This is a genomic window from Vibrio sp. 10N.247.311.14 (assembly GCF_041467715.1).
Classification (GTDB): domain Bacteria; phylum Pseudomonadota; class Gammaproteobacteria; order Enterobacterales; family Vibrionaceae; genus Vibrio; species Vibrio crassostreae_C.
The window spans coordinates 21,135-42,271 of sequence record NZ_JBFSVE010000032.1 but is presented as its reverse complement, the minus strand read 5'-3'; the positions used below and the strand labels follow the sequence as shown (position 1 = coordinate 42,271).

General features: G+C 45.0%; 16 protein-coding genes. 5 read left to right on the top strand and 11 right to left on the bottom strand.

Features of this window, described 5'->3' with window-relative positions; genetic code table 11:
• Nucleotides 1-97: 97 nt before the first annotated feature.
• The 9 genes from ilvN to AB6F11_RS13105 form a co-directional block, all read right to left on the bottom strand.
• Nucleotides 98-592 carry an acetolactate synthase small subunit gene (gene ilvN / locus AB6F11_RS13145; RefSeq protein ID WP_008219984.1) on the bottom strand — a complete coding sequence of 165 codons (495 nt, stop codon included), beginning with the start codon at nucleotides 590-592 and terminating at the stop codon, nucleotides 98-100.
• 1 nt (nucleotide 593) lies between these two features.
• Entirely contained in the window at nucleotides 594-2,351 is a 1,758-nt protein-coding gene (locus tag AB6F11_RS13140) for an acetolactate synthase 3 large subunit (RefSeq protein WP_017062926.1), read from the bottom strand.
• Between the two features lie 460 nt (nucleotides 2,352-2,811).
• A complete protein-coding gene (locus tag AB6F11_RS13135; RefSeq protein ID WP_102393664.1) occupies nucleotides 2,812-4,620 on the bottom strand; it encodes a long-chain fatty acid--CoA ligase in 1,809 nt (602 codons plus the stop codon).
• 202 nt (nucleotides 4,621-4,822) lie between these two features.
• Nucleotides 4,823-5,782, bottom strand: coding sequence for a transcriptional regulator LeuO (leuO, locus tag AB6F11_RS13130; protein WP_017061397.1), 960 nt, complete (start codon nucleotides 5,780-5,782; stop codon nucleotides 4,823-4,825).
• A 346-nt stretch (nucleotides 5,783-6,128) separates the two neighbouring features.
• Entirely contained in the window at nucleotides 6,129-7,184 is a 1,056-nt protein-coding gene (locus AB6F11_RS13125; RefSeq protein ID WP_102321198.1) for an MJ1255/VC2487 family glycosyltransferase, read from the bottom strand.
• Nucleotides 7,185-7,238: 54 nt separating this feature from the next.
• Entirely contained in the window at nucleotides 7,239-7,763 is a 525-nt protein-coding gene (locus AB6F11_RS13120; protein ID WP_017061395.1) for a phosphatase PAP2 family protein, read from the bottom strand.
• Nucleotides 7,764-8,075: 312 nt separating this feature from the next.
• Nucleotides 8,076-11,183, bottom strand: a complete 3,108-nt coding sequence (locus AB6F11_RS13115; RefSeq protein WP_102393665.1) for an efflux RND transporter permease subunit — start codon at nucleotides 11,181-11,183, stop codon at nucleotides 8,076-8,078.
• On the bottom strand, nucleotides 11,180-12,517 hold the full coding sequence (locus tag AB6F11_RS13110) for an efflux RND transporter periplasmic adaptor subunit (RefSeq protein WP_102393666.1): 1,338 nt from the start codon (nucleotides 12,515-12,517) through the stop codon (nucleotides 11,180-11,182). Before AB6F11_RS13110 ends, AB6F11_RS13115 begins: the two co-directional genes overlap by 4 nt.
• Nucleotides 12,517-13,176 carry a TetR/AcrR family transcriptional regulator gene (locus tag AB6F11_RS13105; protein ID WP_017062933.1) on the bottom strand — a complete coding sequence of 220 codons (660 nt, stop codon included), beginning with the start codon at nucleotides 13,174-13,176 and terminating at the stop codon, nucleotides 12,517-12,519. The genes AB6F11_RS13110 and AB6F11_RS13105 overlap by 1 nt, the downstream gene beginning before the upstream one ends.
• A gap of 568 nt (nucleotides 13,177-13,744) precedes the next feature.
• Here AB6F11_RS13105 and leuA point away from each other — a divergent pair.
• The 5 genes from leuA (at nucleotide 13,745) to AB6F11_RS13080 (ending at nucleotide 19,566) form a co-directional block, all read left to right on the top strand.
• Nucleotides 13,745-15,292, top strand: a complete 1,548-nt coding sequence (gene leuA, locus AB6F11_RS13100) for a 2-isopropylmalate synthase (protein ID WP_017066940.1) — start codon at nucleotides 13,745-13,747, stop codon at nucleotides 15,290-15,292.
• A 97-nt stretch (nucleotides 15,293-15,389) separates the two neighbouring features.
• Nucleotides 15,390-16,481 (top strand): 3-isopropylmalate dehydrogenase, encoded by a 1,092-nt coding sequence (gene leuB / locus AB6F11_RS13095; protein ID WP_102393667.1) that lies wholly within the window; start codon nucleotides 15,390-15,392, stop codon nucleotides 16,479-16,481.
• Between the two features lie 116 nt (nucleotides 16,482-16,597).
• Nucleotides 16,598-18,010 carry a 3-isopropylmalate dehydratase large subunit gene (gene leuC / locus AB6F11_RS13090; RefSeq protein ID WP_102393668.1) on the top strand — a complete coding sequence of 471 codons (1,413 nt, stop codon included), beginning with the start codon at nucleotides 16,598-16,600 and terminating at the stop codon, nucleotides 18,008-18,010.
• A 14-nt stretch (nucleotides 18,011-18,024) separates the two neighbouring features.
• A complete protein-coding gene (gene leuD / locus AB6F11_RS13085) occupies nucleotides 18,025-18,627 on the top strand; it encodes a 3-isopropylmalate dehydratase small subunit (protein ID WP_017062937.1) in 603 nt (200 codons plus the stop codon).
• 156 nt (nucleotides 18,628-18,783) lie between these two features.
• Nucleotides 18,784-19,566: a DUF547 domain-containing protein gene (locus AB6F11_RS13080; protein ID WP_102393669.1), complete on the top strand. Its 783-nt coding sequence runs from the start codon at nucleotides 18,784-18,786 to the stop codon at nucleotides 19,564-19,566.
• A gap of 95 nt (nucleotides 19,567-19,661) precedes the next feature.
• On the opposite strand, the gene AB6F11_RS13075 is transcribed toward AB6F11_RS13080, so the two are convergent.
• Entirely contained in the window at nucleotides 19,662-20,207 is a 546-nt protein-coding gene (locus AB6F11_RS13075) for a DUF924 family protein (RefSeq protein ID WP_102393670.1), read from the bottom strand.
• A gap of 57 nt (nucleotides 20,208-20,264) precedes the next feature.
• Nucleotides 20,265-21,119 carry a co-chaperone DjlA gene (gene djlA / locus AB6F11_RS13070; RefSeq protein ID WP_017061385.1) on the bottom strand — a complete coding sequence of 285 codons (855 nt, stop codon included), beginning with the start codon at nucleotides 21,117-21,119 and terminating at the stop codon, nucleotides 20,265-20,267.
• Between the last annotated feature and the right edge of the window lie 18 nt (nucleotides 21,120-21,137).

Below are 21,137 nucleotides of genomic sequence, written 5' to 3'. Positions count from 1 at the left end.
TGGAAGTGCAGCGCGGGATTATAGCACTCTATAAAATTAACAAAATAAAAGCCGCTTAAAAAAGCGGCTTTTAAGTTATTTTTTAAAGACTTATCGTCTAGGCTTTCAACGCACGTTCGCCTCGTGCGATGCCAACAACACCACTTCGAGCAACTTCAAGCACTTCCGTCACTTCAGACAGTGCCTGAATGAAGGCATCCAGTTTCTCGCTAGTACCCGCCATTTGAACCGTATATTGAGAAGCCGTGACATCAACAATCTGACCACGGAAGATATCCGCTGTGCGCTTCACTTCCGCACGAGCAAAGCCGCTCGCACGTACTTTTACCATCAACAGCTCACGTTCAATATGCTCAAGCTCAGACACTTCTTGTACTTTAAGTACGTCGATTAGCTTATGTAGCTGTTTCTGAATCTGCTCAAGCTGCATTTCGCTCGAGTTAGTAGTGACGTTCAAACGAGACAGCGTCGGATCATCGGTTGGAGATACGTTCAAAGACTCGATGTTGTAGCCACGTTGAGAAAACAAGCCAACCACACGAGAAAGCGCACCAGGTTGGTTTTCCATTAGTAGTGAAATAATGTGTCTCATATTATGTTCTCTCCGTTTTGCTTAGCCACATGTTATCCATACCCTCGCCTTTGATCTGCATTGGGTATACGTGCTCGGTGTCATCCACACTAATATCGACAAATACCAAACGGTCTTTCATCGCTAGTGCTTTTTCCAAACCTGATTCCAGTTCATCCGGAGATGAAATGCGCATACCAACGTGGCCATAAGCCTCAGCGATAGCAGCAAAATCAGGAACAGAGTCCATATATGAGTTAGAGTAACGGCCTTGATAAACAATGTCTTGCCACTGTTTTACCATGCCTAGGAAACGGTTGTTAAGGTTAATAATCTTAACAGGAATATTGTATTGCAGCGCAGTCGACAGCTCTTGGATATTCATTTGAATACTGCCGTCACCGGTTACCACAACCACCTCTTCATCTGGCTTAGCAAACTTAACGCCCATACCAGCAGGCAGGCCAAAGCCCATCGTGCCTAGACCACCAGAGTTAATCCAACGACGTGGCTTGTTAAACGGGTAGTATAAAGCAGCAAACATTTGGTGTTGACCTACGTCAGAAGCAACATAGGCATCGCCATTGGTTACTTTATGCAGTGTTTCAATTACTTGCTGTGGTTTGATGCGCTCAGACGATTTCTCGTAAGCTAGGCAGTCACGCTCTTGCCACTGCTTGATTTCACTCCACCAGCTTTCAATCGCTTCTGCATCGTTAGTGCCGCCTTGCTCAACGAGCAAGTTCACCATGCTCTCTAGAACCTTTTCAGCAGAACCTACAATCGGTAGATCCACTTTTACGTTCTTAGAGATCGAAGATGGGTCGATATCAATGTGCATGATCTTCGCATCAGGGCAGTACTTATCTAGGTTATTAGTCGTTCGATCATCGAAACGTACGCCAATACCAAAGATCAAATCCGCATTGTGCATCGCCATATTGGCTTCATATAAACCATGCATGCCTAACATACCCAAAGAGTTCTTATGGGTGCCAGGGAAAGCGCCAAGCCCCATTAGGGTGCTTACCACAGGTAAATTCAGTGCCTCTGCTAATTTTAACAGCGGCTTATCTGCCTCAGAAATAACCGCACCACCACCGACATAAAGTACCGGCTTCTTCGCTTCAAGAAGGGCTTTTAGCGCCTTTTTGATCTGACCTTTATGACCCGTAACCGTTGGGTTATACGAACGCATTTTGAGCGTTTCTGGGTATTCATAAGGAAGCTTGATTTGTGGGTTTAAGATATCTTTCGGCAGATCAATAACCACAGGACCGGGACGCCCTGTCGTTGAAATATAGAATGCTTTTTTAACGACTTCAGGGATATCTTCCGCTTTCTTTACTAAGAAGCTGTGTTTAACGATCGGGCGTGATACACCCACGATGTCACACTCTTGGAAGGCGTCATTACCAATGAGGTTATTTGGTACGTTACCAGAAATAACAATCATTGGGATTGAGTCCATGTAGGCGGTTGCAATACCAGTAACGGTATTGGTCGCACCTGGACCAGAACACACAAGTACTACACCCGGTTTACCGGTAGAACGAGTATAGCCATCTGCCATGTGGGTAGCGGCTTGTTCGTGTCGCACTAATACGTGTTTAATTTCAGCAGTTTTAGCATGCAACGCATCGTAGATATCAAGTACAGAACCACCTGGGTAACCAAAGATTTGTTCTACACCCTCTTCAATTAGAGACTGCACCACCATCTCAGCGCCGGATAACATTTCAGCGCCGGATGACATGGCTGTTTCAGGTTTTGTTGTCATATTGCTCTCCTCACCAGTTTCCAATCATATTTGGTGAACATGTTGGGCTGGTTTTTCATAGTCTAGGGCTTATTCGTAGCCTAATTCGAAATACTTCCACTTTTTCGGCTATGGCTGTCTGTCGTGATAACAACAAACAGTAATACGAAACAACTTTAACGCTTTATTATCATCTGGTCTAACACCTGTTATTCGGCAACTGTGCCAAAAAACCAACTATTAGCTCAAAGCATTAAATAAAACCCAACTCAGCCCCCCACGCCAGGTTTAAACACTAGTTAGCGAACAAAAAAAAGCACTTAATATTTTAATAGATCGCTATTTATCGATAAACCGCGAGCTTGCTGGTGTGCGCTTTCGCACATTGTGCTGTGTCATTAGATACAAAAAATCCCCCTAAAAATGCAATCACATTCGTAGGGGGATTTTTAAACAACTGAAAATTTATCTCAGTAGAAAACTACTTATCTTTCGACTTTTCAGTGTACATTTCTTCGATTTCGTCTTGATACTTATCGTTGATAACCTTACGGCGCAGTTTCTGGGTCGGCGTCAGTTCGCCATCATCCATAGAAAACGCTTTTGGCAGTAGCTTGAACTTCTTCACTTGCTCAAACTTCGCGAGCTCTTGCTGTAGGTCATTCACACGCTTTTCTAGCATCTCGACGATTTGGTGGTGCTTAACAAGTTCAACGCGATCGTGATACTTGATATTAAGCTCTTTGGCGTACTCTTCTAGCGAGTCATAACAAGGAACAATCAGCGCAGAAACGAATTTGCGTGTATCAGCGATAACAGCAATCTGTTCGATAAAGTGATCTTTACCAATCGCACCTTCAACCACTTGCGGGGCAATATACTTACCACCAGAAGTTTTCATCAGCTCTTTGATACGATCAGTAATGAACAGGTTACCATTTTCATCAAAATGACCCGCATCACCGGTTTTCAAGAAACCGTGCTCATCGAATGTCTTAGCTGTCTCTTCTGGCATCTTGTAGTAGCCACGCATCACCATTGGACCGCGAACAAGAATCTCGTCCTTAGCACCAATCTTAACTTCTGCGCCCGGCATCGACATACCGATAGAATCAGGGTTAAAGCAGCGGTCATCCCAGCAAGACACCGTTGCTGTGGTTTCTGTCATGCCGTAGCCAAGTTTTACGTTGATGCCGATAGCATGGAAGAAACGACCAATCGTCTCATCAAGCTTCGCGCCACCACAAGGCATGAAGTTGATATTACCGCCCAGCAGCGCACGCAATTTAGAGAGTACTAGCTTATCTGCTAATGCATGGCTCTTCTTCAGCATTAGCGAAGGAGTGCGACCTTCTTGGTGACAAACAGAGAGTTTCGCTCCCATGTTCACCGCCCAAGTAAATAGAACCTTGCGGATAAACGGCGCTTTCGAAACCTTCTCGTGAATCGCAGAGAAAATCTTCTCGTAGAAACGTGGAACCGCACACATTACGGTTGGCTTCACGTCGCTCAGCGCGTCACGCACCTGCATGGTATCTTGCAAGTAACAGTTGGTTGCGCCTTTATAGAGAACGTAGAACGTCCACGCACGCTCAAATACGTGAGATAGAGGTAAGAAACACAATGAGACATCGTCTTTGCTTAAACTTAGACGCTCGTCATGGCCTTCTAATTGATAGCCAATATTGGTGTAATCAAGCATTACGCCTTTCGGCTGGCCAGTAGTACCAGAGGTATAGATAAGAGTCAGTAAGTCGTCCATGCTTGCATCTGCAAGACGAGCATCAAGTTCAGCTTGCTGAGCTTCAACACCGCGCGCCATGAAATCAGCCCAAGATACCGCAAAGCTATGGCCTTGAAGATCGATATCATCAGACATCGCGACAACCACTTCTAGCTGTTCACACTCTTCGAATAGGCTCACCGCCGCGTCAAATTGAACTTGCTCACCAACGAATAAGATCTTCACATCCGCATTTTGGATGATGTAAGACGACTGTGCTGCTGTGTTGGTTGGATAAATCGGCACAGTCACAAGACGAGCTTGTAAAGATGCAAAATCTGCCACGGTCCATTGAGGCATATTATTTGAATAGATACCGATCTTATCTTGAACTCTCAGTCCCTGAGCCAATAGTGCTAATGAAAGCGTATCGATTTGTTGTCCAAACTGTTCCCAGCTAATGCCTTGCCATACATTGTCTACTTTGTGCTTCAAAGCTGTACGGTTGCCGCCTTGGGCAATTTGGTCACGAAGTCTTTTTACGATATGAAAATCTAAATTGGCCATCTCTTTACCTTTAGGCTTACACCTGTAAGCTTTTTTGAGCGCACAAGTGTACCTCTGATCATGGAAAAGGCAACTGATGAAGCTCAAAGTTATAAGTAATAGTACGTCTCACGCTAAGTTTTCTACCTACTAAAATAGCGCGCATAAAAAAGCCCTAAGCCAGTCTCCTAGCTTAGGGCTTATAAATCATAGGGATTAGTGTCTAGTTAAGTGCCACTACTTCGCCACAGATCATCATTAACTGATCTCGTAACCAAATGTGTCCTTTATCCTTTTCACTTGATTCGTGCCAGCTTAGGAAGCCAGAAATCGCCGCATTATCGAATGGGAAATCTAGAATCTGAAGCTGCTCTTTGTTTGCTGCATGTTCTACCATCCAACGAGGAGCAATTGTTACTAGTTCAGATTGGCCTACAACGTAAAGAACGTTGCTCAAGCTCGTACCTTCGTAGAAAGGCGTGCAATCTAGGTCACGGTAAGCTTGCTCAGAGAAGCTACGTTGACCATGGATGCGAGACAGTTTTGCGTGCTTTTCGTTAAGCAGCTCTGCCGCAGAAACTTCACCGTTGATACGTGGGTGAGAAGCAGAAGCAACCACAACTAATTCGTCTTGGAAGATTTCAGTGCTTGAGAAGCCTTGCTCATCAAAACGAGCGTAATCAATAACGAAGTCGATTTCTTGGTAGCGCATACGCTCAGAAAGTTGACGATCGAATTCAGCATCCATGTGCAGTTTCACGCTAGGTGCTTGCTCGTTGATTGTCGACATAATCTTAGGAGCAAAACGCATATCACAAGGGCTGCAAATCGCTAGTTTGAACAGGCGAGAAGACGACTCTGGAGAGAACACAGAACTTGGTAGTTCGTTGCGTACTAACTGTAGCGCTTGGCGGATTGGACCAAACAACTGACGAGCACGTTGAGTCGGTTGAATACCACGACCTTGACGCATGAATAGTTCGTCGTTAAACATCACTTTTAGACGAGCAACAGCGTTACTTACAGCAGGCTGAGACATACCCAGATTGTGAGCTGCACGTGTAATGTTTTGCTCTTGCATAACTGCATCAAATACAGTCAAAAGATTTAAGTCGACTCCACGAAGTGTGCTTTCCATTCTGTAGCTTGCAATAGCACTCATTGCGTCTTTCTTATCTAACATTCAAGTTGCCTCTTGTCGGTTCGACAGCGTTAAATTGGTAATGGTATGAGAATAGATAACCACTAATTCTTATATTTATCAGACCGATGTTTTTCGGATTGACATTACTATTAACCAATGCATCTCGAGCTACCAACAAGATTGATAAAGAATAATTTTATTTTACCTTAATGATTAAACAACATCTAAAAATCAATTATTTATAGAGTTATAAAAAAACATAAAATGCGTCACTTATGAGTTTAATTTCGACTTATTTAGCTGTTCTATCGTTTGGTTACATTTGTTACAATTTATTGAACTCGTGAATTGTTCAACCGGTCAATTCAGAAATAGCACTTATGAGTTAGGTGAGCGATGCATAACTTGGAAAGTCGACCTTGTCCCAAAGTTGCTTTCTTAAATCATCTTGATTAGACCAATTCCCTGCTAATACCCACTCAACGAGTGCACTTGCCACGTCTGGATAGGTGACCACTTCGGCCTGTTTTTCACTGAGCCAAGCGCGCAAGATAGCCGCATCTAAAAACGTCATGGTTTGAGCTAACCCAAGGGCCTCTAGCGTCGCCACATTGCTCTGTTGTTCGAACTGTCCTTCGAGTGGTTTGAGAAGCAATTTCTTCCCCAAAGTTAGGGCTTCAGATGGCAATTCAAAGCCGCCATTTGCGACCACACCAGAGCACTGATTGAGGTCGAATTGAAAGCCCGCATGACTGAGTGGTTTGAACTCAATATTTTCAACTCGGCTATGCTCAATCACATCCGGGTGGTAACAGACAAAGTTTTGCGAAATGAACTTCATCAGCAGCTCTGAGATCGACTCAAGATCCTCAAATGGCAAATAGACCAACGTAAAGTCTTGTGTTGTTTTTATTTGTTGCTCACCAACCAGCGTGTGAACGATAGGCGGCAAAATCGGCTGTTCAAAGTGATACCAGTGCAAGCCAATAGAGTGCTCGGTTGGGGCGAAATGTTGAATCACTGAATGTTCAATCCAGTTGCCCCCTTCTTTGGGTACATCATAACGAAACGCATTCTGGTGGCTTATCCCAATGCATGGCACACCTTGTCTCTTAGCCGCCCATGCAGTGACAGGCTCAAAATCATTAATCACTAAGTCATAAGGCGTAAGATCGATCTGGTTAATCTCACGGAGAAATCGCCAGATGTTGTTCTTCATGAATGTTTTACCGTATTTAACCTGCCCCTGCTCGCTGTAAAAAGTTAAGCCGCTGCGGGTCTGATAGTTGCCAAACGCTTCCATCGAAAAGTATTTGCTCTCATCTCGCCCAGAGAACAGAAAATCGACATCAATATTTTGCTGACGAAAAGCGACGGCCATTGCTCTCGCTCGAGCGATGTGCCCATTTCCTGTGCCTTGTACGCCATATAAAATTTTCATGCATGTTCCTTTAAATTTACCACTTAAGCTCGGCAGTGGTTGCCAACAAAATAATTACAGGATGAAGCTGATAGCGAGGCTGGTACAAGCGATGCCCAAGGCTGCGCCAATCAGTACGTCCGTTAAAAAGTGCACACCGAGCAGGATTCGAGAGCCTGCAATCGCAGTTGCCCACACCAAGCTAAAGAGGTATAAGCTCGGATAGAAATGCCCGATTAGGGTCGCCATAACAAAAGCAGCAGCGGAATGCCCTGAAGGCAGACTGTATTTATCGGATGGCACAATATGAGAGTGAAGTAGTGAAGAGAATTCAGCTGGTCGACGGCGCTTGAGGGTATTTTTAGCAAACCAGTAAATAGGCAGTTCGATTGCGAAGGCGGTTAAGCCCACCAAAAGAAAGTCTCGACCGGTGTTGCTATCGACCAGCAGTGCAATCAAGGCAATCAAAACATAAAGGTGTCCATCTCCAGTATGAGACACCGCTTTACTGAGCGTTGCATGTTGCCCGCTATAACGGCTCTTTAAACAGAAAACAGAAAATGCCACATCCCAGCGGACAATAGGTTCGATAGTACGCATACGATCTCCTTAACAATCCTTATTCAGTTAAGGCTCAAGTTATGCCCAACAAATGACAGTTAAGTGACGTTTTGAATGAACTAAAATGAAATTTCCCATGCTTGATAGACAGGTCAATGGATCAAGTCAGGATGGCGATAGAAGCGACCGATAAAAATAAAGCGACCCAAGGCCGCTTTATTCTTCTATGTTTTCAATTCTTTATATAAGCAAGCAAACGCTACTTCTATCGTGTCAATGGTTATAGCGTTCGCTAATGATACTAGAGCTCGCTAATAATAGTAGAGCTCGCAAATAATTAAACGCTAAAGGCTATAGCGCTAGTGGCTCGTGCTTTTTAACCAAACCGAAATCCGCCAATATCGCGTAAGCAGCAGGGATCATAAACAGCACCAGTAAGGTCGAGGCAAATATGCCGAATACGATCGAAATAACCAATGGCTGGATAACCTGAGCCTGTAAGCTGGTTTCCGTCAACAGCGGTAGCAAACCTGCCGCAGTCGTCATTGAGGTCAAGAATACCGCTCGGAAACGCTCGCGACTGGCTTTCACCACCGAGTCATGCACGCTATCTCCCTCATCGACATGGTGACGAATGTACTGCACCAACAAGATGGAATCATTAACCACAATACCGGCAAGCGACACAAAGCCCATCATGCTTGGCATACTCAAAGAATGGCCAAGTATCCAGTGACCAACGACCACCCCAATAAAAGCGAGTGGAATCGCTAACATCACGACCACAGGCTCTAAATAGCTTCTGAACTGATAGCTAAGAATCGCAAACACGCCGAATAAGCCGAGCAAGAATCCTTTGCCCATCGAAGCGCCAGTCTTGGCTGCATCCTTGGCCTCCCCTTCGAAATCAAAGCGTAAACCCGGGTACTTCTGAATAAGTTTGGCGGCTTCATCTTTTTGGAACTGAGCCAAAATCGCGGATGAACTCGCTTTCTTATTATCAATATCACCAAAGATACTGATGGTTCTCAACCCATCGATACGTTGGATTCGCACATAGTTACGCTGAAAATCTAACGTTGCCAATGTTGCTAATGGAATCTGACTGCCGTCTGCAGTGATGATTGGGAAGTTAGCCAGCTGCTGTAAATCACCCGCTTGTTCTTTATCAAGACGAACTTCAATCGAGATATTCTCAACACCGATTTGAATCTCATCCGCTGTCTGACCAAAGAAAGCCGCACGTAATTGGGAAGCGATCATCTGTCCATTCACATTGTAGGTCTCAGCGCCCGGACGCAGCTTCACCAAAATCTCTTCTTTACCCATACGCATGTCATCCAGCACGCCGTGCACGCCATCAAACTGATTAAGGTATTCCTGAATATCCAAAGAAGCCGATTTCAATGCGCTCAGGTCATCATGCTTAGCACGAATCTCAATCGCACGGCCGCCCGGTCCCATGGTCGGTTGCTTGAAAACTAACGAGATAGGATCAGCCAAGTCACCGATGTCTTCTCGCCATGCATCAATAAAGTCATCAATAACCGTGTTACGGCTCTCAGCTCCGCGTAAGTCTAAGCGCACGGTAGCTAAGTGCGGACCAGATTCGTTGGCATCTGCGTTGGCATTAAATTGGCTAGTAATGTGCTCAACCAAGGTGTTGCCTTCTTCGACCTCTTCGCTCCACTGCGCATTTAAACGCTCGGCTGATGCTACAATCTTATCGACCACTATCTCGGTTTGAGACAGTGACGCCCCCGGCGGAAGAATGATACGCGCCTCGGCAATATCACCATCAAGCTCAGGGAAAGGTTGGAACTTAACAACGCCACCAGCAATCAAGGCGACTGAAAGCAACAACAGCGTAATCACTCCGCCCATAAAGGCGTAGCGGAAGGTCACGACTTTCTCAACCATGTTCATCAAAGTGGTATTACGGAAGTTCTCAAACTTCTCAAGCAACACCACTTTAAAGCGCAACGCTGGCTTATCATTTTTTTCTTTATGTAATGAATGAGATAAGTGATTAGGTAGAATCAGGAAGGCTTCAATCAAGCTCAACGACAGCACCAAAATCAATACTTGAGGAACGGCCTTAAGCACCGCGCCCATCTCGCCATCAAGAAACAGTAAGCTACCGAAAATACACACCGTGGTTAAGAAAGAAGACAGTACTCCGGGAAGCACTTTCTTAACGCCGTTGTACACCGCATCATCGACGCTTTGTCCCCTATCTAAGTGGGAGGCTATCGATTCGGCGATCACGATGGCGTCATCCATCATAATACCGATTGCCATCAACAACCCGACCAGCGACATAATGTTGATCGACAAACCAAGGTTGGCCATTAAGAACAAGCCACCAAGGAAGGCCACTGGCAACCCTGCCGCCACCCAAAATGAATAACGTAAGCTGAAGAACAGCCACATGGTGGCGAACACCAGCACAATACCTTGCCAGCCATTGCTCACCATCATGGTTAGACGATCCCAAAGCACAGATGAGAGATCGTTGGTCATTTGTAGTGTCACGCCATCAGGAGCAATCGCGCTTTGATCTTCAACGAATCGTGTTACGTTCTCTTTGATTCTCAGCGCATCGTCTTCTTTGTTCTTACTGATCTTAAGCAGCGCTGAAGGCTTGCCATCAAATAGCACCTTTTGCTCATCAAGCTCAAAGCGGTCGGTTATTTTGGCTATGTCTCTCAAACGAATCACCGAGCCATTAGGCGCAGATCCAACCACGATGCTTTCCAGCTCAACAGGTGTAATTCGTCTTTCATCAAAACGAATCAGAAAATTCTTGTCTGGTGTTTCAACGTTACCGCTTGGCAGTTTTACATTCTGACGGCCAATCTGGTCTGCGATATCACCGACACTCAAACCCAGCTGGCGAATCGCTTGAGTATCCAGTTCAACGCGGTATTGATGATCAGAGAAGCCGCTAACATCGACCAGTGAAACATCATAATCAAGCTTCATGATACGTTTGAGGTCTTCAGCGTAGGCCTTAAGCTCCGGCCACGACGTTTCTGCTGTGATGGCGATATCAACAACTGGTTCATTCCAATCCAGTTCTTGAACAACAGGCGATTCAATCTCAGTTGGGAAATCATTGATCGAGTTGATTTGAGTTTGCACATCCACCAGCATTCGACCGATATCCGCTTTCTCATTCAACTTCAGGATTAGACGTGCACTACCTTCTATGGCTTCACACTGAGTCTCTTCAATGTTAGCTAGGCCATCGACGGCATCTTCCATTCGTACACACAGGCTTTCTTCTACTTCTTGTGGGGATGCACCGGGATAAACGATGGCAGCCATAATATAAGGCGGATCATAAGCGGGGAAGGTTTCACGCTTGATGGTTGATAATGAGCTTATACCCATGATCAATAACCCAAGCATCAACAAGTTTGCCGCTGTTGGGTGCCTAGAAAAGAACTTGATCATGACGCACTCTCCTGAGTTTCTGATTCAAGCTCAGCCTCTTCAGAGTTGGACTCTCTCAGTAACATGCCTTCTATTGCTGGCAGGACATCATTGAGAACCAGTTTATCTCCAGTTTGTAGCTCTCCACTCACAACCACTTGATTGTCTCTGCGATAAAGCACTTCAACATTGACCACTTGCAAACGCTGGTTGTCATCCATCAGGTAAACCTTATCACCATGCAGTGCTCGCTCTGGAACCACCCAACTTAGATTGGCGACACCCTCAATCTCAGCTTTGACAAACATACCGTTAACCAAAGGCGTCGCGCTGTCTGGTTGCAATTGTGAGTAATCTTGAGCGATCTCGAGAATAATCCCCGCCGTCGCTTGGTTTTCATCAACTGTTTCGCTGATTCTTGCCACCTTCGCTGGCCAACTGAGGTTCAGGTTGCCGCTGTTAAGTTGAATGCTTGCTTTGATTGGCGCTTCATAAGGATTAGGGATTCCTGCAGCATCGCGAGGAAATTGGTTAAAGCTGGAGGCTAAAGTTTGCATATCGTGAATAGAAAGTTGCGCCTCTACTTCCATGACATTAATCCCGTGAGCAATAAACATCTCCTGCTGAATGTTAACCACTTGATTTTGTTCGATATCAACCTGAGCAATTCGCATCGCTCTTGGCAAAGTGATCGTGGTCTTATCGAGAGAGCGCTGCGCCTCTTTTACCTTAGACACGTTGACCTTAATCACCGCTTCCGCAACACGCTTTTCATCTGGCATCAACGCGATTTGGTTCGCGATATCTAATACCAACTTCTGCTGAGACAATGCGCTTTGTTGTTGCAGGTCGACATCCGATTGAGAGGTGAGCCCTTTCTTACGCAGATCCTGTTTACGTTGTAGCTCTTTATTGCTGATCACCAAACGATTCTTTTCGATCTTAAGAGTCTGATTAAGGTTGTCTTCTTCTTGATTCAATTTCGCTAATGAGGTTTGGCTTGATTTTAGATCCGCCTCTGCTTGTATCAGTTTCAATTCGTAATCCAATGGATCAACCTTGAGCACGACCGTTCCTGCAGGGATCACCTGGCCTTTTTCAAGATCTGGATGTCGATACACGATCTGTCCTGTCACCTCAGCAATCGCTTTCCATTCAACTTTAGGCACTACTTTGCCAAAGCCGACCGCTAACGGCGCTATCAGTTGTTGTTCTAGGCTCACAGTATCAACTAAGCGAGCCCTATCACCCGCAGGTTTGGTTGGAAGATCCGGCTTCAAGTTAATCGCGGCGACAAGGCCAATAACACCAACCGCAAGTGCTGGAAAGAAGAGTAGTTTTTTATTTATTTTCATTATCTTTGGTCCTGCACGGAAGAAGGGCTCGGTGCGTTAATAAAGCCTTCAGTCATCAATTGAATGTTGTGTTCGATTAAACGATTAAGAAATTCTTCATTAATCTCAATCCCATGAATTGCCAATAAAGGCGGCGGAGCGATGAAAGGAAACACCATCAAGCTTACATACGAAATACGGCACAATTTTGGATCCATGTTCTGTTTTAAGATGCCTTGTTCAACCAACTTTTCAAAAATGACATCTTGGGCTGGCTTTGCAACATCGAGGAAAACCTTTTCGAGCAACTCTCTTTGCACTTCAGAGGGAGGCATATTCATCACTTGGGCTATCAAGCGAGGAAACTTCGGCACTTTGACCATCTCTTTGTAGTAAGTCCGCATTAAATCAAGAAAGTTCTCATGACTGCTTTCATCAACGAGTCTCTGCATTTGTAATTGCATAGGGCGTAATGTTTCACGCAGCATCGCCTCAAACAATCCGGCTTTACTGCCAAAGTAATAGCGAATCATCGCAATATTCACACCCGCTCGCTCAGCAACTAAGCGAGTCGATACCTTGTCGTACGGTTGAACCACGAACAGATCTCGAGCGTGCTCAATGAGTAACTGCCGTACATCTAGATTCTGTTGAGGTCGCCCTGCTTTACGCGCTGCCATCACTGAGACCTATCCCTATAATTAATCACACGATTAATTATAGGGATAAATCGACATGGTTGTAGAAGATTAATTACTCACTATTTAATCAAATGATTAATTAATTTAGCCACCCTTTTAATTTTATTGGTGAATCGTTCCATCAAAAAGATTTACTACAAAGTTTTAACCTGCACATCAGCCAAACGATAAACTAACCGCCCAGTACAAAACACTCAATCAGCTGATAACACCAGCAAACAACACGCAAGCAGCACAAACCAAAAAAAAACACCGCCAAAGCACGCTGATATTGGATTTTCTTGTTTGACGCTCAGAATAAATTGCGGTAAATATGGTGTTAACAGTTTATTTACGGATATTTGTGTAATGATTTTTTCTTCTTCTCGACTGCTGAAACTTCTCCTTATCGTGAACCAATCGCGCGGGTAAGTTGTGGGTCAAGAACTACACAAATATTAAAACCCGCGCTGAGCGGGTTTTTTTGTAACTGGCACTTTTAAAAGAACATCATTCTTAATAATAATTTGGATAGCAATCGATTCATTATCGATATAAGGAAGCACCCATGAACGATCAAGTGATAATTTTTGACACGACCTTACGTGATGGCGAGCAAGCGTTGGCTGCAAGCTTAACGGTAAAAGAGAAATTACAGATCGCTTATGCACTTGAACGACTGGGTGTAGATGTTATTGAAGCGGGCTTTCCGGTGTCATCACCAGGCGACTTTGAGTCAGTACAAACCATCGCAAAAAATATTAAAGACAGCCGAATCTGTGCACTTTCTCGTGCTGTAGCGAAGGATATCGATGCCGCTGCAGAAGCGTTAAAAGTCGCTGAGCAGTTCCGTATTCACACCTTCATTTCTACATCAACGGTTCACGTGCAAGATAAATTACGCCGTAGCTACGACGATGTTGTCGATATGGCAGTAAAAGCGGTAAAGCATGCGCGCAACTACACAGACGATGTTGAGTTCTCTTGTGAAGATGCAGGTCGTACGCCTATCGATAACCTATGTCGTATGGTTGAAGCGGCAATCAACGCGGGCGCGAAAACCATCAACATTCCAGACACAGTGGGCTACACAGTACCTAACGAGTTTGGTGGCATTATCAAAACGCTATTTGATCGCGTTCCAAACATCGACCAAGCAATCATCTCTGTTCACTGTCACGATGATTTGGGTATGTCGGTTGCTAACTCAATTGCTGCGGTACAAGCCGGTGCTCGTCAAGTTGAAGGTACTATTAACGGTATCGGTGAGCGTGCGGGCAACTGTTCTTTAGAAGAAATCGCAATGATCATCAAAACTCGCCAAGAGTTACTAGGTGTTCATACTGGTTTGGATCATCAAGAGATTCACCGTACCAGTAAGTTGGTTAGCCAGCTTTGCCACATGCCAATTCAAGACAACAAAGCAATCGTCGGTGCTAACGCATTCAGCCACTCTTCAGGTATCCACCAAGACGGCATGCTAAAGAACAAGAACACTTACGAGATCATGACTCCTGAGTCTATTGGCTTGAAAAACAAGGCATTGAACCTAACAAGTCGCAGTGGTCGTGCAGCCGTTAAGAGCCACATGGACGCAATGGGCTACAAAGACAATGAGTACAACCTAGATTCATTGTACGAAGACTTTTTGAAACTGGCTGACCGTAAAGGCCAAGTATTCGATTACGACCTAGAAGCACTAATGCACTTCGCAAATCTACGTGACGAAGATGACTTCTATAAACTTAACTACCTAAGCGTACAATCTGGTAGTGTTATGTCAACCACCAGCATCAAGCTGCAATGTGGTGATGAAGAGAAATGCGAAGCGGCTGTCGGTAACGGCCCGGTTGATGCTTTATACCAATGTATCTACCGCTTAACGGGTTACGAAATTGCATTGGATAAATTCGACCTTACCGCGAAAGGTGAAGGCGAAGATGGCTTAGGCCAAGCTGATATTATTGCTAACTATAAAGGCCGTAAGTACCACGGTACGGGCGTTTCAACGGATATCGTTGAGGCCTCTGGTCAGGCGCTACTGCACGTTATTAATAGCATTCAACGCGCAGACACCATTGCTGAAATGAAACAGCAAAGAATCGCAACAGTTTAAACACCCAATAACAGAGCCCTAGAGCCGATGTTATTGGCTTTAGGGACAAAATTTAAAACGAGCGAAAGAGCTCAGTAACAAGAATTAAAGGATTAACATGACTGATAAATCATACAAGATTGCCGTACTACCTGGTGATGGCATTGGCCCAGAAGTAATGCAGCAAGCACACAAAGTGCTAGACGCGATTGAAAAGAAGCATGCGATTAGCTTTTCTCGTGAAGAGTATGATGTTGGTGGTATCGCAATTGATAACCACGGCTGTCCACTTCCAGAAGCAACAGTCACTGGCTGTGAAGAATCTGACGCAGTACTTTTTGGTTCTGTTGGCGGTCCTAAATGGGAACACCTTCCACCGAACGACCAACCAGAGCGTGGTGCCCTACTTCCTCTACGTAAACACTTCCAACTGTTCTGTAACCTACGTCCAGCTCAAATCCATAAAGGTCTAGAGTCTTTCTCTCCTTTACGTGCTGACATCTCAGGTAACGGTTTCGACATCGTGGTAGTCCGTGAGCTAACAGGCGGTATCTACTTCGGCCAACCTAAAGGACGTGAAGGCGAAGGCGCAACTGAAAAAGCTTTTGATACAGAGGTTTACCACCGCTACGAAATCGAACGTATTGCAAAGATTGCGTTTGAATCGGCACGCCTACGTAACAAAAACGTTTACTCAATCGATAAAGCGAACGTTCTACAGAGCTCTATCCTATGGCGTGAAGTCGTTGAAGAGATCGCAAAAGATTACCCAGATGTCACGCTAAACCATATGTACATCGACAACGCGACCATGCAGCTAATCAAAGATCCATCTCAGTTTGACGTAATGCTATGTTCAAACATCTTTGGTGACATCATCTCTGATGAGTGTGCAATGATCACAGGTTCGATGGGTATGCTTCCTTCTGCAAGCTTAAACGAAAGCAACTTCGGCCTATATGAACCAGCAGGTGGCAGCGCACCAGATATCGCAGGTAAGAACATTGCAAACCCAGTCGCGCAAATTCTTTCTGCAGCACTAATGCTTCGTTACAGCCTAGGCGAAGAAGCAGCAGCACAAGACATCGAAGCAGCGGTATCGAAAGCACTTTCTGCAGGCGAGTTAACGGCAGACCTTGCAGGTAAGAACGAAGCACTGACTACCTCAGAAATGGGTGACAAGATCGCTGAGTACATCTTAGCTTCATAAGCGAGATGCTTAGATTAGAAGCAAGTACATAAGAATAATATCAAGCCAAGTCAGCGTAAACCGCATGACTTGGCTCGAAACAAACACTGGGACTGATGCTCCCAAGGAAGAAAGCTATGTCGACAAACCAGCAAGCAAAAACCTTATACGAAAAAGTTTATGACGCTCACGTTGCAGTTGCAGCGAAGGGCGAAACGCCAATTCTTTATATCGATCGCCACTTAGTCCACGAAGTAACGTCGCCACAAGCCTTTGATGGCCTGCGTGAAAAAGGTCGTAAAGTTCGCCAAGTAGGCAAAACCTTCGCGACCATGGATCACAACGTATCGACACAAACCAAAGACATCAACGCTTCTGGTGAGATGGCTCGTATCCAAATGGAAACGCTATCGAAGAACTGTGAAGAGTTTGGTGTCACGCTTTACGACCTAAACCACAAATACCAAGGTATTGTGCACGTAATGGGGCCTGAGCTAGGTATTACTCTGCCGGGTATGACCATCGTATGTGGTGACTCACACACGGCGACACACGGTGCATTTGGTTCATTAGCATTCGGTATCGGTACTTCAGAAGTAGAGCATGTTCTAGCGACTCAAACGCTAAAACAAGCGCGCGCTAAAACCATGAAGATCGAAGTAAAAGGCAAAGTCGCAGAAGGTATTACAGCCAAAGATATCGTGCTCGCGATCATCGGCAAGACAACAGCTGCAGGCGGAACAGGCTATGTAGTTGAATTCTGTGGTGAGGCAATTACAGACCTTACAATGGAAGGTCGTATGACAGTATGTAACATGGCAATCGAGCTTGGCGCTAAAGCAGGCTTAATCGCTCCAGATGCAACGACATACGAGTACATCAAAGGTCGCAAGTTCTCTCCAGAAGGCGAAGACCTAGAAGCAGCAATCGAATACTGGGATACGTTAAAAACCGATGCTGATGCAGAATTCGATGCAGTTGTTACATTAGAAGCGGCAGACATCAAACCACAAGTCACTTGGGGTACCAACCCAGGTCAGGTTATCTCAGTAGACACACCAATCCCTGCACCAGAAAGCTTCGCAGACCCTGTAGAAAAAGCATCAGCTGAAAAAGCGCTGGCTTACATGGGTCTTGAAGCCGGTAAATCTCTATCTGATTACAACGTAGATAAAGTGTTCGTGGGTTCTTGTACTAACTCTCGTATCGAAGACATGCGTGCAGCAGCAGCGGTAGCGAAAGGCCGTCAAGTAGCGAAACATGTTCAAGCGCTTATCGTTCCGGGTTCAGAGCAAGTTAAAGCACAAGCTGAGGCTGAAGGCCTAGATAAGATCTTCATCGAAGCAGGCTTTGAATGGCGTTTACCGGGTTGCTCTATGTGTCTTGCGATGAACAACGACCGTCTAGGTCCACAAGAGCGCTGTGCTTCTACATCAAACCGTAACTTTGAAGGTCGCCAAGGCCGTGATGGTCGTACGCACCTAGTTAGCCCAGCAATGGCAGCCGCAGCGGCTATCGCTGGTCACTTTGTCGATATTCGTGAACTTTAATTAGAGGATTTAACATGTCAGGTTTTCAACAACACACCGGATTAGTCGTTCCTCTAGATACGGCCAACATCGATACTGATGCGATCATTCCAAAGCAGTTTCTACAGAAAGTAAACCGCATCGGTTTTGGTAAGCACTTGTTCCACGATTGGCGCTTCCTAGACGATGCAGGCCAACAGCCAAACCCTGATTTTGTAATGAACGAAGCTCGCTACCAAGGCGCTTCAATTCTTTTAGCTCGTGAAAACTTCGGTTGTGGTTCATCTCGTGAACACGCACCGTGGGCGCTTGCCGATTACGGTATCCAAGTAATGATCGCACCAAGCTTTGCCGACATTTTCTACGGTAACTCGATCAACAACCAAATGGTGCCAGTTCGATTGACTGAGCAAGAAGTGGATGAGCTATTCCAATTCGTTGAAGCGAATGAAGGTGCAGAAATTACGGTTGATCTAGAAGCAATGAAAGTCAGCGCGAACGGCAAAGAGTACTCGTTTGAAATTGATGAGTTCCGTCGTCACTGCTTACTGAATGGTTTAGATAATATCGGCCTTACACTTCAACATGCCGATAAGATCTCAGAGTTTGAAGCTAAGATTCCTAGCTTCCTAAAATAATGAGACGTTTCTGAATAAATCTAAAGGTTGGCCAAGTGCCAACCTTTTTTATTTGGCTAAGCTTTTAACTTAACTTCATATGTTTATTTAAATGAAGAGCAATGAAAGAAAATGGTAAGCCTTAAGGTCTTAGTAGTCAGTCATCAGGAGAATGCCATGAAACAACTACTTTTTATTGTCAGCCTACTTTTCTCAACCTTAGCTTGGTCTGCGCCTAAATCCGATCTTTGGCCATACTGGAAGCAAAGCGACGAAACCAACCTAGAACAGGTATCTCATCAAGATTGGCAGCAATTCCTCGATAGCTACTTGGTTAAACAGGGGCAAAATACGTTAGTTCGCTATAAAGCAGTGAACACCGCCGATAAAACAAAGCTTAAACAATACATCAAGCAACTCGAACAGGTGAATCCGCTCGACTATTCAAAAGCGGAGCAGTATGCCTATTGGGTTAACCTATACAACGCCGTGACTGTCGATTTGATTCTTGATGCCTACCCGATCAAATCCATAACTAAACTTGGCGGACTATTTAGTTTCGGTCCGTGGGGAGATGATGTGGTAGTCGTTAATGGGAAATCACTGACACTCAATGACATTGAACACCGAATCCTAAGACCAATTTGGCAAGATCCTCGCACGCATTATGCAGTGAACTGTGCCAGCCTAGGTTGCCCTAACTTACAACCTGACGCTTTTACCTCTAAAAATACTGAAGCCTTGCTAGAGCAAGCTGCAACTGAGTTTGTAAGCAGTGACAAAGGCGTGATGGTTACAAACAATAAGCTTCAACTATCATCGATTTACGAATGGTTTGCTGTGGATTTTGGTACGAAGAAACAGCTTATTCAGCACTTAGAACAATATCGAATTGAAGCAGTAACCAATACTCAAAACATCAGTTATGAATACGATTGGTCGCTCAACCAAGCAAACTAGCTCTAAGGCTAAAGTTGATCACTAAAGTAAAAAAGAGGCGAGAGGTTTTTATTAACCTCTAGCCTCTTCTCAATTCTTTGACCGTATTTCTACAATTAAAAGCTTGAGCCCGGTTGCTGCAAGAACTCAACCTCTTCGGGAGTCGAAGCTCGCCCTAACACCTCATTACGGTGCGGATAGCGACCAAATCGCTCAATGATAACCTTGTGCTTAAACTCAAAGTCCAGATTATGCTCTAATCCCGTTTGAGAAAAGAGTTCCACGGCTTGTTCATGGACTAACAAAGATTCACTGTGCATATAAGGCATATACAGGAAGCTTTTCTGTTGCTCGTTAAGCAGGTGATCAAAACCACCCGCTACCGCCTCTTGGGCTAGAGCCAACGCCATCGGATCAGCAGAAAATGCTGTCGGACTTTTTCTACCAATATTTCGAGAAAACTGATCAAGTACGATAATCTCAGCCAATCGTCCTTGCGCAGTTTGGCGCCACTCAAATAGCTCGCCTTGAATGGCTGCTTTATGCAATTCAGAAAATCGAGACTCTATCAAAGTGTCAATCTCGGCGCCGCCAGTAAACCAATCTTTAGGCGTCAACTCATCGAACCAAAACTCTAGAACATCCTGATACGTTACCGTCATATAATTCCCTTTAATAAAAAACCGAGTAACTTTGTTATTACTCGGTTTAGTGTTCAATTACTTAAAACCTTTTACTTTCTTTATCAGGTCATAAGCATTCTGAATTTCTTGCGATTTCTCTTTCGCAACATTCATCATCTCAGGCGGTAAGCCCTTCGCCATCAGTTTATCTGGGTGATGTTCATTCATCAGCTTGCGGTAGGCTTTCTTCACCTCTTTACCGTCAGCACTTTCACTCACACCAAGAACCTTATATGCGTCGCCAAGTTGGTTCTGTTGCGAAGCCTGTTGCCAACCTGATGATTGCCCATGACCCTGATGGCCACCAAAGCTTCCACCTTGCTGTTGGAAACGGAACGCAGCTTCTTGCATCTGCAAGCGGCGTTCTAGTTGTGCTGCCGAAAACCCAAGCCCTTGCGCTATTTTATGCAGAACTTGACGTTCACTCGGGTGCAAACTTCCATCCGCAAATGCGGCAGATACCTGAAGCTCTAGAAAGAACTGCAGAAGATCAAAACGACCACCCGATGAGATTTTAACTCGCTCAAGTACGTCGTTCAGAGGGAAGTCGCTCTCTTTGCCGTCACGGAATGCATCTTGCGCTGCTTTACGCTGTTCGCCATGCAGGTTCATACGCTCCATCATGGTAGAAGCGAGTTGAATCTCTTCTGGCGTTACCTGCCCTTTCGCTTTAGCAACGTGCCCCATAACCGCAAAAGCGGATTTAAAAAACTCGTTCTGTCTTTCTGCTTGGCTTGGACCTCGACCAAAACCAGAGCTATTGAAGCCTGATTGGTTCAATCCGCGAGCTTTATCGAATTGGTGTCCTAAAAACAGACCAAAAACTAAACCGAGTGGCCCTCCAAATAAAAAGCCAAAAAACGCGCCCAAAATTTTGCCAAATATTTGCATTATGTGTTCTCTATCTAT